This is a genomic window from Paenibacillus sp. J5C2022 (assembly GCF_025567625.1).
GTDB lineage: Bacteria > Bacillota > Bacilli > Paenibacillales > Paenibacillaceae > Pristimantibacillus.
The window spans coordinates 1-17,031 of record NZ_JAOQJC010000018.1 but is presented as its reverse complement, the minus strand read 5'-3'; the positions used below and the strand labels follow the sequence as shown (position 1 = coordinate 17,031).

General features: G+C 51.9%; 12 protein-coding genes and 1 other annotated feature. All 12 genes read left to right on the top strand.

The features are described from left to right. The first annotated feature begins 15 nt into the window (after positions 1–15). The 12 genes from M6D81_RS15800 (at position 16) to M6D81_RS15745 (ending at position 16,665) form a co-directional block, all read left to right on the top strand. Positions 16–852: a PhnE/PtxC family ABC transporter permease gene (locus tag M6D81_RS15800; protein WP_262677882.1), complete on the top strand. Its 837-nt coding sequence runs from the start codon at positions 16–18 to the stop codon at positions 850–852. A gap of 25 nt (positions 853–877) precedes the next feature. Then, positions 878–3,502 (top strand): discoidin domain-containing protein, encoded by a 2,625-nt coding sequence (locus M6D81_RS15795; protein WP_262677881.1) that lies wholly within the window; start codon positions 878–880, stop codon positions 3,500–3,502. Between the two features lie 65 nt (positions 3,503–3,567). Beyond that, positions 3,568–5,211 (top strand): S-layer homology domain-containing protein, encoded by a 1,644-nt coding sequence (locus M6D81_RS15790; protein WP_262677880.1) that lies wholly within the window; start codon positions 3,568–3,570, stop codon positions 5,209–5,211. A gap of 209 nt (positions 5,212–5,420) precedes the next feature. After that, positions 5,421–5,689, top strand: a binding site (T-box leader). Positions 5,690–5,804: 115 nt separating this feature from the next. After that, positions 5,805–6,896, top strand: coding sequence for an aspartate-semialdehyde dehydrogenase (gene asd, locus M6D81_RS15785; protein WP_262677879.1), 1,092 nt, complete (start codon positions 5,805–5,807; stop codon positions 6,894–6,896). Between the two features lie 473 nt (positions 6,897–7,369). Then, positions 7,370–8,284 carry a class I SAM-dependent methyltransferase gene (locus tag M6D81_RS15780; RefSeq protein ID WP_262677878.1) on the top strand — a complete coding sequence of 305 codons (915 nt, stop codon included), beginning with the start codon at positions 7,370–7,372 and terminating at the stop codon, positions 8,282–8,284. Positions 8,285–8,436: 152 nt separating this feature from the next. After that, positions 8,437–10,026 carry an S-layer homology domain-containing protein gene (locus M6D81_RS15775; RefSeq protein ID WP_262677877.1) on the top strand — a complete coding sequence of 530 codons (1,590 nt, stop codon included), beginning with the start codon at positions 8,437–8,439 and terminating at the stop codon, positions 10,024–10,026. A gap of 269 nt (positions 10,027–10,295) precedes the next feature. Next, positions 10,296–11,111: a hypothetical protein gene (locus M6D81_RS15770; protein WP_262677876.1), complete on the top strand. Its 816-nt coding sequence runs from the start codon at positions 10,296–10,298 to the stop codon at positions 11,109–11,111. Between the two features lie 198 nt (positions 11,112–11,309). Next, the gene (locus M6D81_RS15765) at positions 11,310–13,265 is read left to right on the top strand and encodes a GTP-binding protein (RefSeq protein WP_262677875.1); all 1,956 of its coding nucleotides are present in this window, start codon (positions 11,310–11,312) and stop codon (positions 13,263–13,265) included. A 17-nt stretch (positions 13,266–13,282) separates the two neighbouring features. Then, positions 13,283–14,245 (top strand): sigma-70 family RNA polymerase sigma factor, encoded by a 963-nt coding sequence (locus M6D81_RS15760; protein WP_262677874.1) that lies wholly within the window; start codon positions 13,283–13,285, stop codon positions 14,243–14,245. Between the two features lie 265 nt (positions 14,246–14,510). Beyond that, positions 14,511–14,987, top strand: coding sequence for a GNAT family N-acetyltransferase (locus M6D81_RS15755; RefSeq protein ID WP_262677873.1), 477 nt, complete (start codon positions 14,511–14,513; stop codon positions 14,985–14,987). A gap of 32 nt (positions 14,988–15,019) precedes the next feature. Next, positions 15,020–15,679 (top strand): hypothetical protein, encoded by a 660-nt coding sequence (locus M6D81_RS15750; RefSeq protein ID WP_262677872.1) that lies wholly within the window; start codon positions 15,020–15,022, stop codon positions 15,677–15,679. Positions 15,680–15,852: 173 nt separating this feature from the next. Next, a complete protein-coding gene (locus tag M6D81_RS15745) occupies positions 15,853–16,665 on the top strand; it encodes a MerR family transcriptional regulator (protein WP_262677871.1) in 813 nt (270 codons plus the stop codon). The last annotated feature ends 366 nt before the right edge of the window (positions 16,666–17,031 follow it).

Genomic DNA, 17,031 nt, shown 5'->3' with positions numbered 1-17,031 from the left:
AGGGGGTGAGGACGGATGTCGCCGACGATCTCCAAGTCAGCCGGTGAAGCGCCGGAGGCGGGCAAGTCCAGGAAGCCGTTCGACAAGGCTGCTTTTGTACTCAGATTCACGCTGTTCTCCCTGGCGGCGCTAACCGTGTTAAGCTTTATCAGCTTCGACTATGACAACATCCAAGTGTTTGCCGCTATCGGCGACGCATTCGATAATCTTGTCAGCATGCTATCGCAAGCGAAGTTTACGAATATTACGTTTAAAGACGCGCTGTTCGCCGTTCTGGTCACGATTGGGCTGGCCTTTTTGACCACTGTATTCGGTGCCGTCATCGCTCTGTTCTTCGGCCTGCTGGCTGCGCGCAATCTGTCCAATCCCACGCTGTCCTACTTCATCAGAGGAGGAGTCGCATTTATTAGAGCCGTTCCAACGGTGCTGTGGGTGCTTATCTTCGCCGTGCCTGCAGGGCTGGGGAGCGTTGCGGCCGTGATCGGCATGACGTTCCACTCTATCGGCTATCTGATTAAAGCTTACTCCGAGTCGTTCGAGGAATTGGACAAGGGGATGATCGAAGCGCTAAGGAGCAGCGGTGCAAGCTGGTGGCATATCGTATTTCAAGCCGTTATCCCTTCATCGAGATCGTATATCATGTCGTGGACGTTCATGAGGTTCGAGATTAACTGCGGCGCAGCGGTTGCGATGGGGGCGGCTGCCGGGGCGGGCGGAGTCGGCTTCGATATGTTCATGGCGAGCTCGTTCTATCTGGATATGAATGAAGTAGGCGCGATCACATGGCTCATCCTGTTGTTCGCAATCGCATTGGAAACATCGGCTACCCGTATGAAAAACAAGCTGAAGTGATGACAAGCCTTAGGAGGAGTTGTACTTGTTCTTACTAAAAATGAAGAAGCCGGTACTGCCGTTGCTGGTCTGTGTATTGTTGCTCGCTGTCATTCCCGCGTTCCCTGACGCCGCGAGAGCGGTGGAAGCGCGTGTCGAGAGTGTGGAAACACCTTATCCGGAGACGGCTCCGGGCCGGTACGAGGGAACGGTGACCGTCTCCGTGTACAGTCCTACGCCGGACGCTAATGTGTACTATACACTGGATGGAATGACACCCGAGGCGACTAGCCCGCGGTACGACGGTACGCCGATCGTGCTTACGGAATCCGCCAATCTGTCTCTGATTGCAGAGAAAGACAGCGTATGGAGCGAAGCTATCTCCTATGGATATATCGTGAAGTCGAGCGAGCGGCCGCTGCTGCAATTCGTCGCTATGTCGGATGTGCACAAGGGGCCGGGAACGCCGGAGCAGGAGCAGGAGGCGCACGATCAGTATACGAGCAACTTCGACGTGATCGCGTCCATCTTCCCGAATCCGGACGCCATCATGTTGATCGGCGACAACATTAACGACAACTGGAACGGTCTCGGTCCGCATCACGCCTTCATCCGCGAGATGTTCGAAGCGCAGCTTGCCCGCAAAGGGTGGGAGGATACGACGCGTATCCAGTTCGCTATGGGCAATCATGACGCTACCGTAGCAGAGGCCCGCTCTCTCTATCCGGCCGAATGGTTCACGGAGCAGCCTAATGGCTACTACGAGAAAACGATTGGCGGATATTCGTTCTTCTTCTTGAACGGCAACAATTACAACGGCGATATGGAGCAACGCAACTGGCTGAAGGAAAGGCTGGCGGCGTTGATTTCCGAGCCCGGTCAATTCAATGAACCTATATTCATCAACATTCATCAACCGATATTGGGCACGGTCATGGACGGGCAGCAGGCTTCCAATAGCAATCTGTACACGGATCTGAAGGATTATCCGCAAGCGATCGTCTTGTCCGGCCACTCCCACTTGAACATTAACGACCAGCGCTCCATTCACCAGAAGGACTTCACATCGGTGAATGTAGGATCGATGTCCTATATTCAGGTGGAACGCGGTTATTCGCTCATTACTGACGAAGGCGTCGTAAGCCGCTTCGAGCTGCCTCAGAATCAGGCTCAGTTCATTGAAGTGTATGAGGACCGCGTCGAGATCGAGCGGGTGGCGCTCAACGCCGATGCCGGCTCCACCTTCAAGAACGGCGTATGGCAAGGCGGCAATCGCACGCCGTTCAAGAACAAAGGGACGCTCGCAGGCGACAAGTGGGTCGTGAAGCTGCAGGGCGATACGGCGGAAGAGATAAAGGAAAACTTCATCTATACGGAGCGGAACAAGACAGCTCCGGCATTCGTGGAGAATCCGCAAATTACGGTGACGGAGAATGTATACGGCGTGCCTGAGCTCTCGTTCCGTCAAGCCAAGGACGATCAGCTCGTCCATCATTATGACATCAACATAATGAATGCGCGCACGGGAGAAGATGTGAAGTCGTACAGTGTCGCATCGGAGTTCTACGTCTCTCCTACACCTAGCGTATTGCGAATGCCGATTGAGGGATTAAGCGAGGCAACGGCGTATTTCATCACGATAACGGCAGTTGATTCATATGGCAACCGTAGCGAGAAGGTGCAATCCTCCTTCATGACGGGAGGTTCCGCACCTGATCCGAAAAACCCTGCCGACCTGTACACCTATGAGCAACTGACGGAGAAGATCGGGGAAGCCGAGCAGTTCGCGGCCTACATTGCATCGACAACGGGGTTGTCCGTACCTGCGCAAGTGATGTCCGCGCTCGAATCGAGTCTTGCTGGGGCAAAAGCGCTGACGGCAAACGATCAGGCCGCTATTATCGATCAGGCGTACATCGATCTGATGTGGGCGCTGCGGACGGGCAAAGAAGCCATTGTATATGACTTTATTCCAAAGAGCTCATTCACCATCGATTCCTACAGTTCTTATGACGACTTCGAGAATAACTTGCCGCACTACATCTTGGACGATGATTATACGACGATCTGGCATACTCGCTGGAAGGCTCCTGTACCGTCGTTCCCGCATTGGATCGTGATCGACATGAAGGACACCTTCAAGCTGAGCGGCATTCAGCGGACTAGCCGCACGAAGCTGTCGGCCATGGAATTCCCGAAGGAATTCCAGCTGTACGCGTCCGATCGCCTCTCCGATCTGAGCGATCCGGCGTTCCTCGCCAATGAAGAGAACCGGGCGAATGGCGTCTTCGGCAAGACTTCGACCGGAACGGTATATCAGGACTTCGTGGCGCTGGACAAGCCGATTCAAGGACGTTACGTGAAGCTGGTCATTACCAGCACATACGGTACCGGCTCGTTCACCAGCATGAGTGAAATCGACTTTATCGGCGAAGCTGTCGCTCCTGCAGTGACTGCGGGGGACCTCAATGAAGACGGGAATGTCAATTTGCTAGATGTAACGGAGATCTTGCAACTGATTGTCGCCGGTTCAAGCGAAGCGGACGAAGCCAAGCGCGGTGCGGCTGATATTAACGGCGACCAGAAGGTGGACACGAACGATGTTCTCGCTCTCTTGCAATTGATTGCAGACAGACTGGTCCTGACCGATCATGATTCTGTGAATCACTAATCAAACCGTATACAGGGAAGGCGCGAGGTATGCCTTCCCTGTATGCTTAGAAAAGGATGATCGCTATGAAGATGAAAAAACTGTTGATCATTTGTACTCTCGTCCTATCACTGATGATTCAAGGCGTGGTGCTTGCCGAGCCGGCAACGGCATCCGTTCCGGAAGTGGAAATCCAGTCTGCTCAGGCGTATGTCGGGGAGACGTCGACTGTGGATATAGTGCTGCACCATCCTCAAGGACTGAAGACGATCGAATTTCAATTGAATTACGATCAAGCCGCGTTGGAACTGTCGGATGATTCGGTTGCAAGAGGGGATGCTATGACTGAATGGCTGTATGCCTACAAGGTTAATCCCGACAATGGAACGGTAAGAGTGGCGGCCGTTCATGAGGCGGGATTCCAGAACGATCAGTCGGCTGTCATTATGCGCATGACGTTCAAGGCGAAGGACGCTCCAGGTGTCAAAACGTATACGATTACCGATCTCAAGGGGTATACAGGTGCAGATAAGCTTGCGGAAGTGACAAGCGCTACAGGCACGTTCGATATACGCTCCCGCGTGACAGGTCACGTACCGGGGATACCTACCAAACAGCCTACGGGTCAGCCTGACGAGCGAATCGAGCTCAAATCCGAATTAGATTCGGAAGGTGCTGCCAATGTTCAGGTAGACGATAAAGATGTAGAGGAAGTTGTGCAGCATGATGATCTGGCGGAAGTTGCCGTTCATGTCGAGACGCCTGCAGAAGCAACAAGCGTGCATGCAGGCATCGGTAAGCAGTCGATTGACCGCATAGTGGAGAGTGGTAAGAAGCTAATCATCTCCTCTGTGCTTGGAGATATCGAACTGAGGCATGCCGTGCTTGCGCAATGGAAGGGTGATGCGTTCACGATCAGCATCGAGAGGGAGCCGGAAGTGAATGGCAAGCCGGTCAGAACGGTTGCCGTTACGACAGATGGCGAGCCGATCGGCTCGCTCGGCGGCAGTATCAAGGTTCGCTTGCCTTACGAGACGGGAGCAGATGAGTCCGGGGACAATATTGTCGTGTACCGCCTGGAAGGCAATCGTAAAATACTGATGCCTCATGCAAGAGTGGCGAACGGTGCGGTTGAATTCGTGACGCAGGAAGTCGGTGCATTCGCGATTGGCTATAATGCAAAGTCGTTCACGGATACGGCTCGTCATTGGGCCAAGCAGAGCATTGATTTCGTAACGGCAAGGGAGCTGTTCCTGGGAATCGGCGGCGACGCTTTCGCACCGAACGACACGATGACCAGGGGAATGCTGGTGACGGTGCTGGGCAGACTGCATGGCGCTATTGTCTCGGATACAGATACGAGCTTTGCCGATGTGGAGGCCGGGAAGTATTACGCTCCATACATTGCTTGGGCTTACGAGAACGGGATTGTGAACGGAATGGGCAATGGCCGCTTCGCTCCCGACAAGGAAGTGACCAGAGAAGAGATGGCGACGATGATCGCCAGCTACATCAAGCATGCCGAGCTTGCTATGACGGACGCGGGCAGTGAGCGAGAGTTCGCAGATGAAGGCTCGATCTCCTCATGGGCTCTGCCGGCCATCAAGGCTATGCAGGAGAACGGAATTCTGACGGGCAAGCCGGGGAATATGTTCGACCCCGACGGTACGGCTACAAGGGCGGAAGTTGCGAAGGTGATGAGCAAGCTGATCCATCTCGCTTTACAATAATAAGCCGCGCGACAGATCGTTAGTCCTCCCTTTAAGGAGCGGCTGAACCTTCTGTCGCGTTTTTGCGATTTTTAGCTAACAGCTTGATGGAAGGAATAGCGGATGTAGTAACAGTGCATGCAATGCGTACAAATTGGCAATTCGAAAAGTTCAATTTTTTGAAAAATAAGGTTTACCTCCGAGCGGGAATTTGTTAAGATAATCATCAACGAAATGCGATGACGAGAGAAGTAGGTAGATGAATTCTTTCACAGAGAGCTCCGGCAGCTGGAAAGGAGCAAAGAAGACTTTACTGAAGAAAGACTCTGAGCAGCACATCGGAACCTGTTGCCAATAACGGCGGGGGGTGGTGTGCCAGGGGCTCCTGTTACAGAGCTAGAGTATACGCGTATTGGAAGCGCCGTACTCGAAGAGGCGTATATGGCGACATATGCGTGAATCTGGGGTGGTACCACGAGAACAATATCTCGTCCCTGAGGCTGATGGCAGTCTTGGGGGTGGGATTTTTTTTGTATCAGGAGCAAGGCAATCCACATGTAATAAGTGTAAAGACGATGCAGAGGCGAACTACGAATTAGGAGGAGATGGATGTTATGTCACAATTATTGAGAGCAGGCATAGTCGGAGGAACGGGAATGGTCGGACAGCGGTTCGTGCAGCTGCTGGACGGACATCCTTGGTTCAAAGTGACCGCGATTGCGGCAAGCGCAAGCTCGGCAGGCAAGACGTACGAACAATCCGTGCAGGGCAGATGGAAGCTGGATACGCCTATTCCGGAGGATGTGAAATCCATCGTCGTGCAGGACGCTTCCAAGGTGGAGGAAGTGGCGGCCGGGGTAGACTTCATCTTCTGCGCGGTGGACATGAAGAAGGATGAGATCAAGGCGCTGGAAGAGGCGTACGCGAAGACGGGGACACCTGTCGTCTCCAACAATTCGGCGCATCGCTGGACGCCGGACGTGCCAATGGTCATTCCGGAGATCAATCCGGACCATCTGGACGTGATCGAAGCGCAGCGCAAGCGTCTGGGCACGTCTACCGGCTTTATCGCGGTTAAGCCGAACTGCTCCATTCAGAGCTATGTGCCGATGCTGAACGCGCTGCAGGAGTTCAAGCCGAAGACGGTTGTCGCATCCACGTATCAAGCGATATCCGGCGCGGGCAAGAACTTCACCGACTGGCCGGAAATGCTGGATAACGTCATTCCGTACATCGGCGGCGAGGAAGAGAAGAGCGAGCAGGAGCCGCTGCGCATCTGGGGAAGCGTCGAAGACGGTGCGATTGTGAAGGCGAGTGCTCCGCTGATTACGACGCAGTGCATTCGCGTTCCGGTGCTGGACGGACATATGGCTACCGTATTCGTCTCGTTCGAGAACAAGCCTTCGAAGGAAGAAATATTGGATCGCTGGAAGAGCTTTGCGGGGCGGCCGCAGGAGCTTGGATTGCCTAGCGCGCCGAAGCAGTTCATCACTTACTTCGAAGAGGAGAACAGGCCGCAGACGCACCTGGACCGTGATGTAGAGCGCGGCATGGGCGTATCCGCAGGCAGACTGCGCGAGGACTCCCTGCACGACTTCAAGTTCGTCGGCCTCTCGCACAATACGCTTCGCGGCGCGGCTGGCGGTGCGGTGCTGATCGCCGAACTGCTGAAGGCGGAAGGTTACATTGGGCCGAAGCAAGCGTAGCAGCAAAGCATGCGTAAAAAGCAATGGCTTAGGCAAGGCTGGTCAGTCTCTCTTGCGTGGAGAGGCTTGGCCGGCCTTTTTGCTGTGCAGGAACGTACGCGTAGCGGTGGTTGTAAGACATGGCACATAGGCTGGAGTTCGGAAAGTAGCAGGTCGGGGGCTGTAGCGCATGTAGCATCGGTTGGAGCGTGGAAAGTAGCTAGTTGGTCGGCTGTAGAGCATGTAGCATCGGTTGGAGCGTGGAAAGTAGCTAGTTGGTCGGCTGTAGGGCATGTAGCATCGGCTGGAGAGTGGAAAGTAGCTAGGGAGAATGGAGGCAAGCAGTGTACACGAGGCTTGAAAGAGGACTTCAAATGTGACAAAACTGTGAAATGTACGAAATTCATATCCATATTATACCATAAAATTGCGAAAAAGTCAAGTGTTGTTTCATGATGCGCCTCAATGATACAACAGAATTGAGGTGATGAAGGATGGAAAAGAAAAGCTTAACGGCATTGGTTAGCGCATTCGCTAGAGCGTATCACGCCGAACAGAATGAAATCATGATTTTTGACGACTCGCTCGCCAGGCAGCTATTAACCGATGAGGAATATGAGAGCATAGCCGCCAATATGTCGCAGGCGATTGCTTTCTTTCGTCCGGACTTTGCGGGAACTGCGAGGCAAGCGCTCCGTGAAGTGGTTGATTACCAGCTCTCTCCAACGCCGCTTGGCAGAGCGGCATTCGCGGAACAATCACTTGAAACAGCCGTTACTTTGGGAGCCGGACAATACCTTATTCTTGCAGCCGGCTACGACACCTTTGCTTATCGCCAGCCGCAGTGGGCGAGAGGGCTGGACATTATCGAGATCGATCATGCTGCAACTGCTGCGGACAAACAGAAGCGTATGTCAGCCCGGTCCTTCGACACTCCTTCTAATCTGCATCATATTGCAGCCGACTTCAACTTGCCGGAATGGCAGAGCAGGCTGCGCGCGTGCCCTTCGTTCGCAACGGACCGTCTCAGCTTCTGCAGCCTGCTGGGCATCAGCTATTACTTGGACAAGGAAGTGTTCGCACGTCTGTTGTCCGACCTCGCTCTGCTGCTCCCGAAGGGCAGCAGCATCGTCTTCGATTATCCCGATGAGCATACGTTCACACCACAAGCCGGCGACAGAGCCCGGAAGCAGGTAAGGATGGCCGCGCAAGCCGGTGAGCCTATGCAGGCTTGTTATTCCTACTTGGAACTTGAGGAAATGCTGGAAGGAGCGAACTGGCTTATTTATCGCCACCTCACGCCAATCGAGATCACGGATGAATTATTTCAAGCCTATAATGAAAGCTATTCCGATCATCCCATTACGGCCTTCGACAATGTGAACTATTGCCTGGCGGTTAGAAGCTAATTGGCTTGCGTCGCGGCATCACCATCCCATTCAGCAGTAAACGCGGATAATCATAATATATGATTATTTCGGATCAGTATCGACCGTGCTATTATGCTTCCAGGCGAATAAACCTATAATACTAGCCGCTAATCGTTCGGGAGGAATGGAAGATGAAAATGAAAGCTGTAAGCATGTTCATGTTAGCGCTGTTGCTGTGGGCAGTTATTGCACCGTTATCAGCGCTGGCTGTCAGTGATCCGGATAACGGTGATTGGGATCTGGAGTCGGTAACGCTTCACAATACAAGCGAAGCCGAGTTAATGGTGCGATCCGGTTCAATCAATAATGTAGGTTTCGGTTTCTACGAAGATGAGAATCCGTTCACGGCAGAGCACACGTGGTCTCATCCTTACCCATGGGAGCCGCGTGAAGGCGCAGCTGACGGAACGGACAGAATTATGCTTGGTACAGCTTATAAAGGCGAGTCGTTGGACGGTTACTCCTATCAGTGGGAGCAGGATGCCGAAGGGGCCACGACCAGAGCGGTCAAATTGAGTTACGATATGTCGGGAATTGCAGTGAAAAATGCGATGCTGCAAATATGTGTGGATGATTTCCAAGCGATTAACTGGGGGACAGATTTTACCGTAACCTTGAACGGCAAGGAGGCGCCGTTTATTTCAGAGGTACTGAACCATATTGACCAGACGGGGCCGGTCGTACAGATTATTTCAATTGAAGTTCCGCAAAGGTTCTATTCGGAAATTGCTTCGGGTTCGCTATCGATCTATATCAATGAAACGACCGGACTGGGTGACGGTTTTGCCATCGATTTTGTCAAATTGCTGGTAAACTATAGCCGCTCGACCTACATTAGCACAGTGGAAGGTGTAGTCAGGGATGAGTCGGGCAACCCGATGGCTGGCGCTACTGTTCGTGTGCTGGGAACGAAGAATACCGTGAAGACGGGGCCGAAAGGCCAATTTACCGCTGAAGTCGTATCCGGATTGAATGCATTCCGGGCGTCGAAGGACGGCTATGTGGAGAGCTATGACTTTGTCATCGCCCCAGCGGGAAAAACCGTATCGATCAAGGATTTATGGCTGCTTCCGGGGGCGGGACAACCGGACACGAACTACAGCTATTTTGCGGATGGCGATGCCTGGTCCGATGCTTCCGTCTGGGCGACGAAGGAATTGGAGAAAGCGGACAGCATGGGGATTATTCCGGATTCCTTGTATGGCGAGGATTTGACGAAGCCTATCACTCGGGCCGAATTCGCGGCAGTGGCTGTAAAGGTGTATGAAAGTCTTTCCGGTAGCACGGCTTTACCGGTCGTGAACAATCCATTCAACGATACAACAGATATCGAGGTATTGAAGGCATATAACGTCAACCTCGTTGCCGGTCTCTCGGCTGACCGGTTCGCGCCCGATGCGCTGCTTAATCGCGAGCAGGCTGCAACCATGCTTACGCGAGCATTTAAGAAATCGACGATAACCGGCTGGTCATTGGCTAACGACGGTCAATTCAAGCTGTCCTATACGAAGCCTGCGGTCTTTGCCGATGATGCGAAAATCTCTTCGTGGGCGAAGGAGAGCGTGTATTTCATGGCCGCCAACGGAATTATTGCGGGCACAGGCAACAACCACTTCAGTCCACGTGCCACGACTGCCGCGGAAGAAGCGAAAAACTATGCGAGCGCTACTCGTGAACAGGCGCTGGTCATAGCCGTGAGAATGATTGAGAACCTGAAATAGCCAGCACTTGGCTCACGAGGAGAAACCGATCAGGTCATTGCGGTCGTATGATACTGCTGGAACAATAGGAAGTTATTTCGTTCAGGGGCTTGTTGCAGGAACAAGAGGCTTGTGCAGGGAATTGCAGGCAAGTTTGGAGTACATCGCTTATTTGGCGATGTACTTTTTTTGTCTCACTACTGGCCCGAACGACAAAATTAAAGGTCGGAACGGGATGATAGATGCAATACGTGGAATACCTTAATATTGGAAAGAGGAGGCGAGAACAATTGAGTACGACTTTTGAGGTATATCCCGCGACATCGTATGTACCGACGCTTGTAAACGTGTTGAAGGTCGCCAATCGGAAGCTGCAACATTTTTTATCGCCATTTGCTTTGAAGGAAATGCCGGTCATATATGCGAGAATAGGTGAGGAAATCTTATCGCAGAATGATAAGAACGATAAAGACATGGCCTGGGGAGAAGGGGATGCGTGGTTCTATGTTGAACCTGGTTCCGGAGGCGGAACGGATGCCTATTATGAGATAGTTGATGCGATTACGATCGAGATCCGGGAAGAATACGGCGAGGATGGAGAGGATTATCTGGAAGTGAAGAGGTCTCTGTCTGTCGGTCATTATTGGATCTTTCGAAGATCGGCGGGGCAGCCGGCGATCATTAATCTAGTCTATGGTATTCTTGCTTCGGCATTGGCCGAGTTGACAGAAGGGTATATCCATTCTGACGATGGCGCTTGGAATGGAAAGCCTGTCCGTTCCGATGAGTTCGATAAGCATTATTTTGTCTCGGGTGCGGCAAGCACTTGTAGCGATGCTGTCTGGTACGAACAATGTCTGCAAGGCATTAGCAGCCAGTACGGCGGTATTCCTTACGAGCTCGAATATCAAGCCTTGTATAGAAATGATTTATCTTGTGAGCAGCGATTGTTGTATTACCCTTCCTTAAGAACGTTTCGTGAAGGGGCGGCGGTTGACGATCGTTTATTCCTCTTATTAAGTCAATTTGCAAATATCCCATACGTCGTTGTAGATAGATTAAAGATAATTGCATCAGAACACTACGAGAACAATCGTGAAGATTAATACATAGGGAAGGTTGGTCGTATTACTCTCGTTGGGAAGCGTACGGGTCTCTTGAAGTGGTCAATCGAAATAAGAACATATGCGCGATATTTTACGTAAATAATGCTATAATATGACAAGTACATAGAAGGCTTGCAAGGGCGGTCGGCTACCTCTCGCATCCAACTTGTAAAAAAGAAGCTGTGAAAGTGGGATAGGATGAAGCGATTAACGATTGGTTTGTTTGCCCATGTGGATGCGGGCAAGACGACTTTTGCCGAACAACTGCTGTACCATACGAACAGCATCCGCTCGCGTGGGCGGGTTGATCATAAGGATGCATTCCTGGACAGTCACGACATTGAACGGGCAAGGGGCATTACGGTATTCGCGGATCAGGCGATGATGGATTATAAAGGCGACAGGTATTACTTGATTGATACGCCCGGTCACGTCGATTTCTCCCCCGAGATGGAGCGGGCAATTCAGATTATCGATTATGCTATTGTCATTGTCAGCGCGGTGGAAGGTGTGCAGGGCCATACGGAAACCGTCTGGCAGCTGCTGCAGAAGCATCGGATACCGACGTTCTTCTTCATCAACAAGACCGATCGGGTCGGCGCGGATGCAGAGAGAACGTTGGAGGAGATCCGCCGACAGTTGACGGACGATGCCTGCTCCATTACGGAGAGCTTCACTGGCGGTATCGTCGGCGAACCGTTGCGAGAGGCAATGGCCGAACGGGATGAAGGCTTGCTGGAAGCGTATCTGGAAGGGCGAGATACTCCCGGCTTCTGGCTGCAAGCTTTGCAGCAGATGGTGCAAGAGGGGCGCCTTTTCCTTTGCGCTCACGGGTCCGCTTTGCAGGATACGGGTATTCTTGCATTCCTGGAACAGCTGCATCTGCTGGCGATAGCGTCTTATGAAGGGGATGCCCCGTTCGGAGGACGAATCTATAAGATCCGGCACGATGATAGCGGTGTAAGATTGACGTTCATGAAGGTGTTGAGTGGCAGGTTGAAGGTGCGGGAGCAGCTCGGCTATGAGAGCGAAGGGATTCACTACGATGAGAAAATTACGCGCATCTTAACGTTTAACGGCAACAAATCGCAGCCATCGGATCAAGTGGAAGCCGGCGATTTATTCGCGGTCGTCGGCTTGTCGGCAGCCGAAGCCGGACAAGGTTTGGGGCTGATCCGGAATCGGTTGGCTTACGAATCGGAGCCGGCCTTGCAGTCGAAAGTGTTATTCGACGATTCTCTCTCCATCCAAGAAGTGCTCGGTACGTTCCGCATCTTGCATGCGGAGGACCCGTCGCTGAATGTCGTGTGGGACGAGCATCTGCAGGAGATCCACATTCGCGTCATGGGCCTGATTCAGCTGGAGGTGTTGGAGCTGCTTGTGAAGGAGAGATTCGGTCAAGTCATCTCTTTCGGCCAACCGGAAATTTTGTATAAAGAAACGGTTCAATCCGCTGTGACGGGATACGGTCACTTCGAGCCGCTCAGGCATTATGCGGAAGTGCACTTGCTGCTTGAGCCGGGAGAGCGAGGGAGCGGGATTCAATTCACTAGCACGTGTCATCCTGATGATCTCCACTACAGCTATCAGAATCTGATTGGGACGCATCTTGACGAACGAGAGCATAACGGACTGCTGACAGGCATGCCAATCACGGACATAAAGATCACGCTGATCAAAGGTGCCGCGCATAACGAGCATACGCATGGCGGTGACTTCCGCGAAGCTGCCTTCCGCGCTCTGCGGCAAGGGCTGGAGAAAGCGAACAATCTGCTGCTGGAGCCCTATTATGATCTTAAAATTAAAGTAGGAATCGATGAGATGGGGAGGGTGATGTCGGATATACAGCGGGCTTCGGGGACGTTCGAGCCGCCGCAGACGCTGGGGACCCATGCGGTCATTACAGGGAGGGTGCCCGTGTCGACCTTCATGAACTACTGCACGGAGTTCGCATCCTTCACGCATGGACGAGGCAGCATCCGCTGTGTGTTCAGCGGCTATGACACATGTCATAATGCGGAGGAAGTGATTCAGCAGACAGGCTATCGGAAGGATGCCGATCCTCTGTATACGTCATCGTCCATCTTCTGTGCCAAAGGTGCGGGCTATTCGGTGCCTTGGGACGAAGCAGAAGCCAAGATGCATCTTCTATAAACGAAAGGAGGCTGGAAATGAGCCAACTGCACGAGGAAGTAAAGACGGCGGAAGGAATGCGGGGCGAGCTGACCGGATACTGCTACAGAATGATGGGGTCATACTCCGAGGCGGAGGATGCCGTTCAGGATACCATGCTGCGTGTGTGGCAGGCCAAGGGGGAGCTTCAGAATAGCGCTTCATTACGGTCCTGGATATATCGAATTGCCACGAATGTCTGCTTGGACAAGCTCCGTCATGCCAAGCGTCGGGCGCTTCCTATGGATTTAACCGACCCAGCCGTTATGATTGCGGAGCCAAGGGAGAATCTGTCTGTAGAGGAGTGGATCTGGCCGATACCCGATTCCTCGACCGACCCGGTCGCCATCACAGTTGGCAAGGAATCCATTCGCCTATCGTTCATTGCTCTGCTGCAAACTTTGCCGCCTCGACAGCGCGCGGTACTGCTATTGAACGACGTGTTCCGATGGTCGGCCAAGGAGACGGCCGAAGCGCTGGAGATGACTGCAGTCGCTGTCAACAGCGCCTTGCAGCGGGCACGCTCAACGATTAGACAGGTTCAGCTTCGTTCCGAGACGCTGAGGGAGATTGACGCCGATGTCGATCAGCGTCTGCTTGACAGTTACATAGAAGCGTTCGAGCATTACGACGTCGACAGACTGCTGGCGTTGTTCCACGAAAGCGCAAGCTTGTCCATGCCGCCTTATGTCATGTGGGTGCGAGGCAGCATGGACATTGCGGCATTCTATCAAGCGACGCGCGCACATTGCACGGGTTCGCGTCTGATGCCGTTGCGTGCTAACGGCAATTGCCCGGCATATGCGCAGTATGTGCCTGCGGGAGACGACGGGGTATGTATTCCTTGGGCCATACATATTCTTGAGATCCAGGAGGGGAGAATCGCGCATATCCATCACTTTATCGACAGCGATTTATTTGCGCGATTTGGCCTGCCCTTATTTTTGAAGCGGGATCGATGATTTATGCGCCAGATAGTCGTCTCAACTAGTGCAAGCAACGAAAAGATTACGCAGGCAGGAACGATTCCGCCTATAAACGAGGAAAACCGGCACATCATTGTGCCGGTTCATTCATATGTCAGAAAAGATGAGAGCCTAAAAAAGTCATGGATACATAATAGTGTATAAAAAAATTCAATATAAGTCTATTCCTTTTTTCGTATAACATGTATGTTATAGAAGCGATCGCGGCGCAAATTCAAGGAATGGAAGGGAGCTTCTCTACATGATTATGCTCAGAAAAATTACATTGGAAAACCGGCGTGACCTATTCAGGCTGGAGGTCTCGGAAGACCAGCGCCGCTTCGTTGCATCCAATCTGTCCAGCGTCGCTTCGTGTTATGTGCTGGCAACCAATGGCGGACATCCTTTTCCGTTTATGATCTACGCAGATGAGCAGCCGGTCGGGTTTGTCATGTTGACTTACAACATTACCGGGTATGATCTCCCGACAATCGCAGATGAGAGCTATTGTATATTGCGGCTGATGATTGACCGGCAATATCAGAACAAGGGATACGGCAGGGAAGCAATGAAGAAAATAATGGCATTTATTCGCACCTTCCCTGCAGGGCCGGCTCAGTATTGCTGGCTCTCTTATTCGGCTGAAAATGCGGTCGCCAAAAAGCTGTATGAAAGCTTCGGCTTTCGTGACAATGGGGAGATTATCCACGACGAACGAATAACGGTGCTGCGACTATAGTGAGGCATTGAACTCGGGAAAGGGCGGATAAGATGAGAAAAATAGTGTTAATGATCGGTTTGGGATGTGCAATTCTCTTGGCGGGCGCCTGTATGCTGGCTTTTCAACCGAAAGAAATCAAGGCGGACAAAGTTTACGGCAAAGGAAAAAGCGACAACCAATATAGCCTTTCTGTCAGTCTGGGCGGTGAAAACAAGATTCCAAGCACGCTTGGGCAATACAACGAGGTAAGTGATAGTTCCGCTGTTAATATTGTGTATACGGTCGTCTATGAGCAAAACAAATGGTTCAAAAACGATCAGCGCATTATTAAACTGCTGCGATTCGAGAGGCCGTTCCCCGAAGATAAAAATGAGGACGTAAAAGACTTTTATTACAGACTGGTGGATGAATCGCTTGAACTAATCAATGATCAGACTTTTGTGTTCACACGACTGTATGAAAAACGTGTTTCCTACAACAATTTATTCGATCTCATTCCGCAGTCTATTGTTGTCCCCGGGTATTCTGACATTAAGGAATCAAGACAATGGATATCTCAGAATCATCCTCAGCATCTGGAATTAATGGATAGAACTATTGTTAACGCCTCCATGCTTGAGCGCTGGGAACAAGATGGCTACATGCAAAGGTACAGCGAAGCATCTCCTGAGGGGCTTACGCTGGACAATATTATCAAGCAAGCGCCGTAACGAATGCATTGCAACCTGTAAATAGCAGGCAGACCATGAGACCATATGAGGAGCGTATTGTTTCGATACAATTGGTCGAAGCTCTACGTGCTGATGGAGCAAGGTATTGACATTGCCCCAGGGGAAACGTTGTAGGATGAGTGTACAGACCACTGCTGGAGGGAGGTGAGAGTATGCTGACTGTCGGGCGTATCGCGCGGCTATTCGGAGTAACGACTAAGACGCTCCGGTATTACGATTCCATTGGACTGTTCACTCCGAACCAGATCGGCGAGAGCAATCAATACCGGTTGTATGCTTCTGACCAGCTGCCCGAGCTTCGGCGAATTTTATTTCTGCGTTCCATGGGGCTGAGCATTGAATCGGTCATGTCGTTAAAGCAAGATGGCACTTTGGAGGACGATGACAAAATAATGCGGCTTCTGCAGGAGCGCGCTCACCAGGTCCAAGAGGAAATCGACGCCCGGCAAAAGCAGTTGTCCGCCATTCAGCAGATGGTCGAGTATATGACGGTAACTGGAGGCATTCCGATGGAAGCGAAAATTGTGGAGAAAGAAGCGTTTACGGTGGTGGGATTGTCATGGGACAGCACATGCGGAGCAGGGGATATCCCCGCATTGTGGCAACGATTTCTCCCGCGCGAGTATGAGATTGAGGGCAAGCTGCAGCCGGAAGTATCTTACGGCATCTGCATTCCGGGCGACAACGATATGGAGTTCACCTATGTGGCGGGATATGAGTCACCGGGAGAATCCGTCCCGGAAGGGATGGAGAAGATGCTTGTTCCGGCGCAGCGCTACGCTGTCTTCACCCACAAAGGCAATATCGGAAAGTTAAGCGAGACGTATGAGCTGATCTACAGCAAGTGGCTAAAGCTGCAAGGTCTCGAATTGGTAAGAGGCATCGACTTTGAACGCTACGATGAGCGGTTTACATCGCCGCATGACGACAATTCTGAAGTGGATATTTATATCCCGATTGCGTAGCAGACGCAGAAGGGGAAACGATTGCGAAGGTAATAACTGGATTGGACTAGAGAGCGATTATTCCACAATACATCTTGCGAACTCCAGGCAATCAGTGGATGCTCGAGACTTGGCACAAGAAGCTTCGATCAAATGGATCGAGGCTCTTCGTGCTTTTATATAGCCCCGTCAATCGCCCCCCCGCTTGCCAAAAAGTAACCTTCTATCACTCCTTATCGCTATATAGGCCATTCGGAGTGCCTCGTCCACTAGCGGCTAATACGAAAAATCGTACAAATCGGAGCAGTCAAGGCCGCCCGCAGCGAAGTTTGTACGAAAAATCGTACAAATCGGAGCAGTCAAGGCCGCCTGCAGCAAAGTTTGTAC

Coding starts and splice junctions, on each gene's coding strand:
- M6D81_RS15775 (WP_262677877.1), top strand. CDS start 8,437: ATGAAAATGAAAGCTGTAAGCATGTTCATGTTAGCGCTGTTGCTGTGG.
- M6D81_RS15800 (WP_262677882.1), top strand. CDS start 16: ATGTCGCCGACGATCTCCAAGTCAGCCGGTGAAGCGCCGGAGGCGGGC.
- M6D81_RS15755 (WP_262677873.1), top strand. CDS start 14,511: ATGATTATGCTCAGAAAAATTACATTGGAAAACCGGCGTGACCTATTC.
- M6D81_RS15745 (WP_262677871.1), top strand. CDS start 15,853: ATGCTGACTGTCGGGCGTATCGCGCGGCTATTCGGAGTAACGACTAAG.
- asd (WP_262677879.1), top strand. CDS start 5,805: ATGTCACAATTATTGAGAGCAGGCATAGTCGGAGGAACGGGAATGGTC.
- M6D81_RS15760 (WP_262677874.1), top strand. CDS start 13,283: ATGAGCCAACTGCACGAGGAAGTAAAGACGGCGGAAGGAATGCGGGGC.
- M6D81_RS15765 (WP_262677875.1), top strand. CDS start 11,310: ATGAAGCGATTAACGATTGGTTTGTTTGCCCATGTGGATGCGGGCAAG.
- M6D81_RS15750 (WP_262677872.1), top strand. CDS start 15,020: ATGAGAAAAATAGTGTTAATGATCGGTTTGGGATGTGCAATTCTCTTG.
- M6D81_RS15780 (WP_262677878.1), top strand. CDS start 7,370: ATGGAAAAGAAAAGCTTAACGGCATTGGTTAGCGCATTCGCTAGAGCG.
- M6D81_RS15790 (WP_262677880.1), top strand. CDS start 3,568: ATGAAGATGAAAAAACTGTTGATCATTTGTACTCTCGTCCTATCACTG.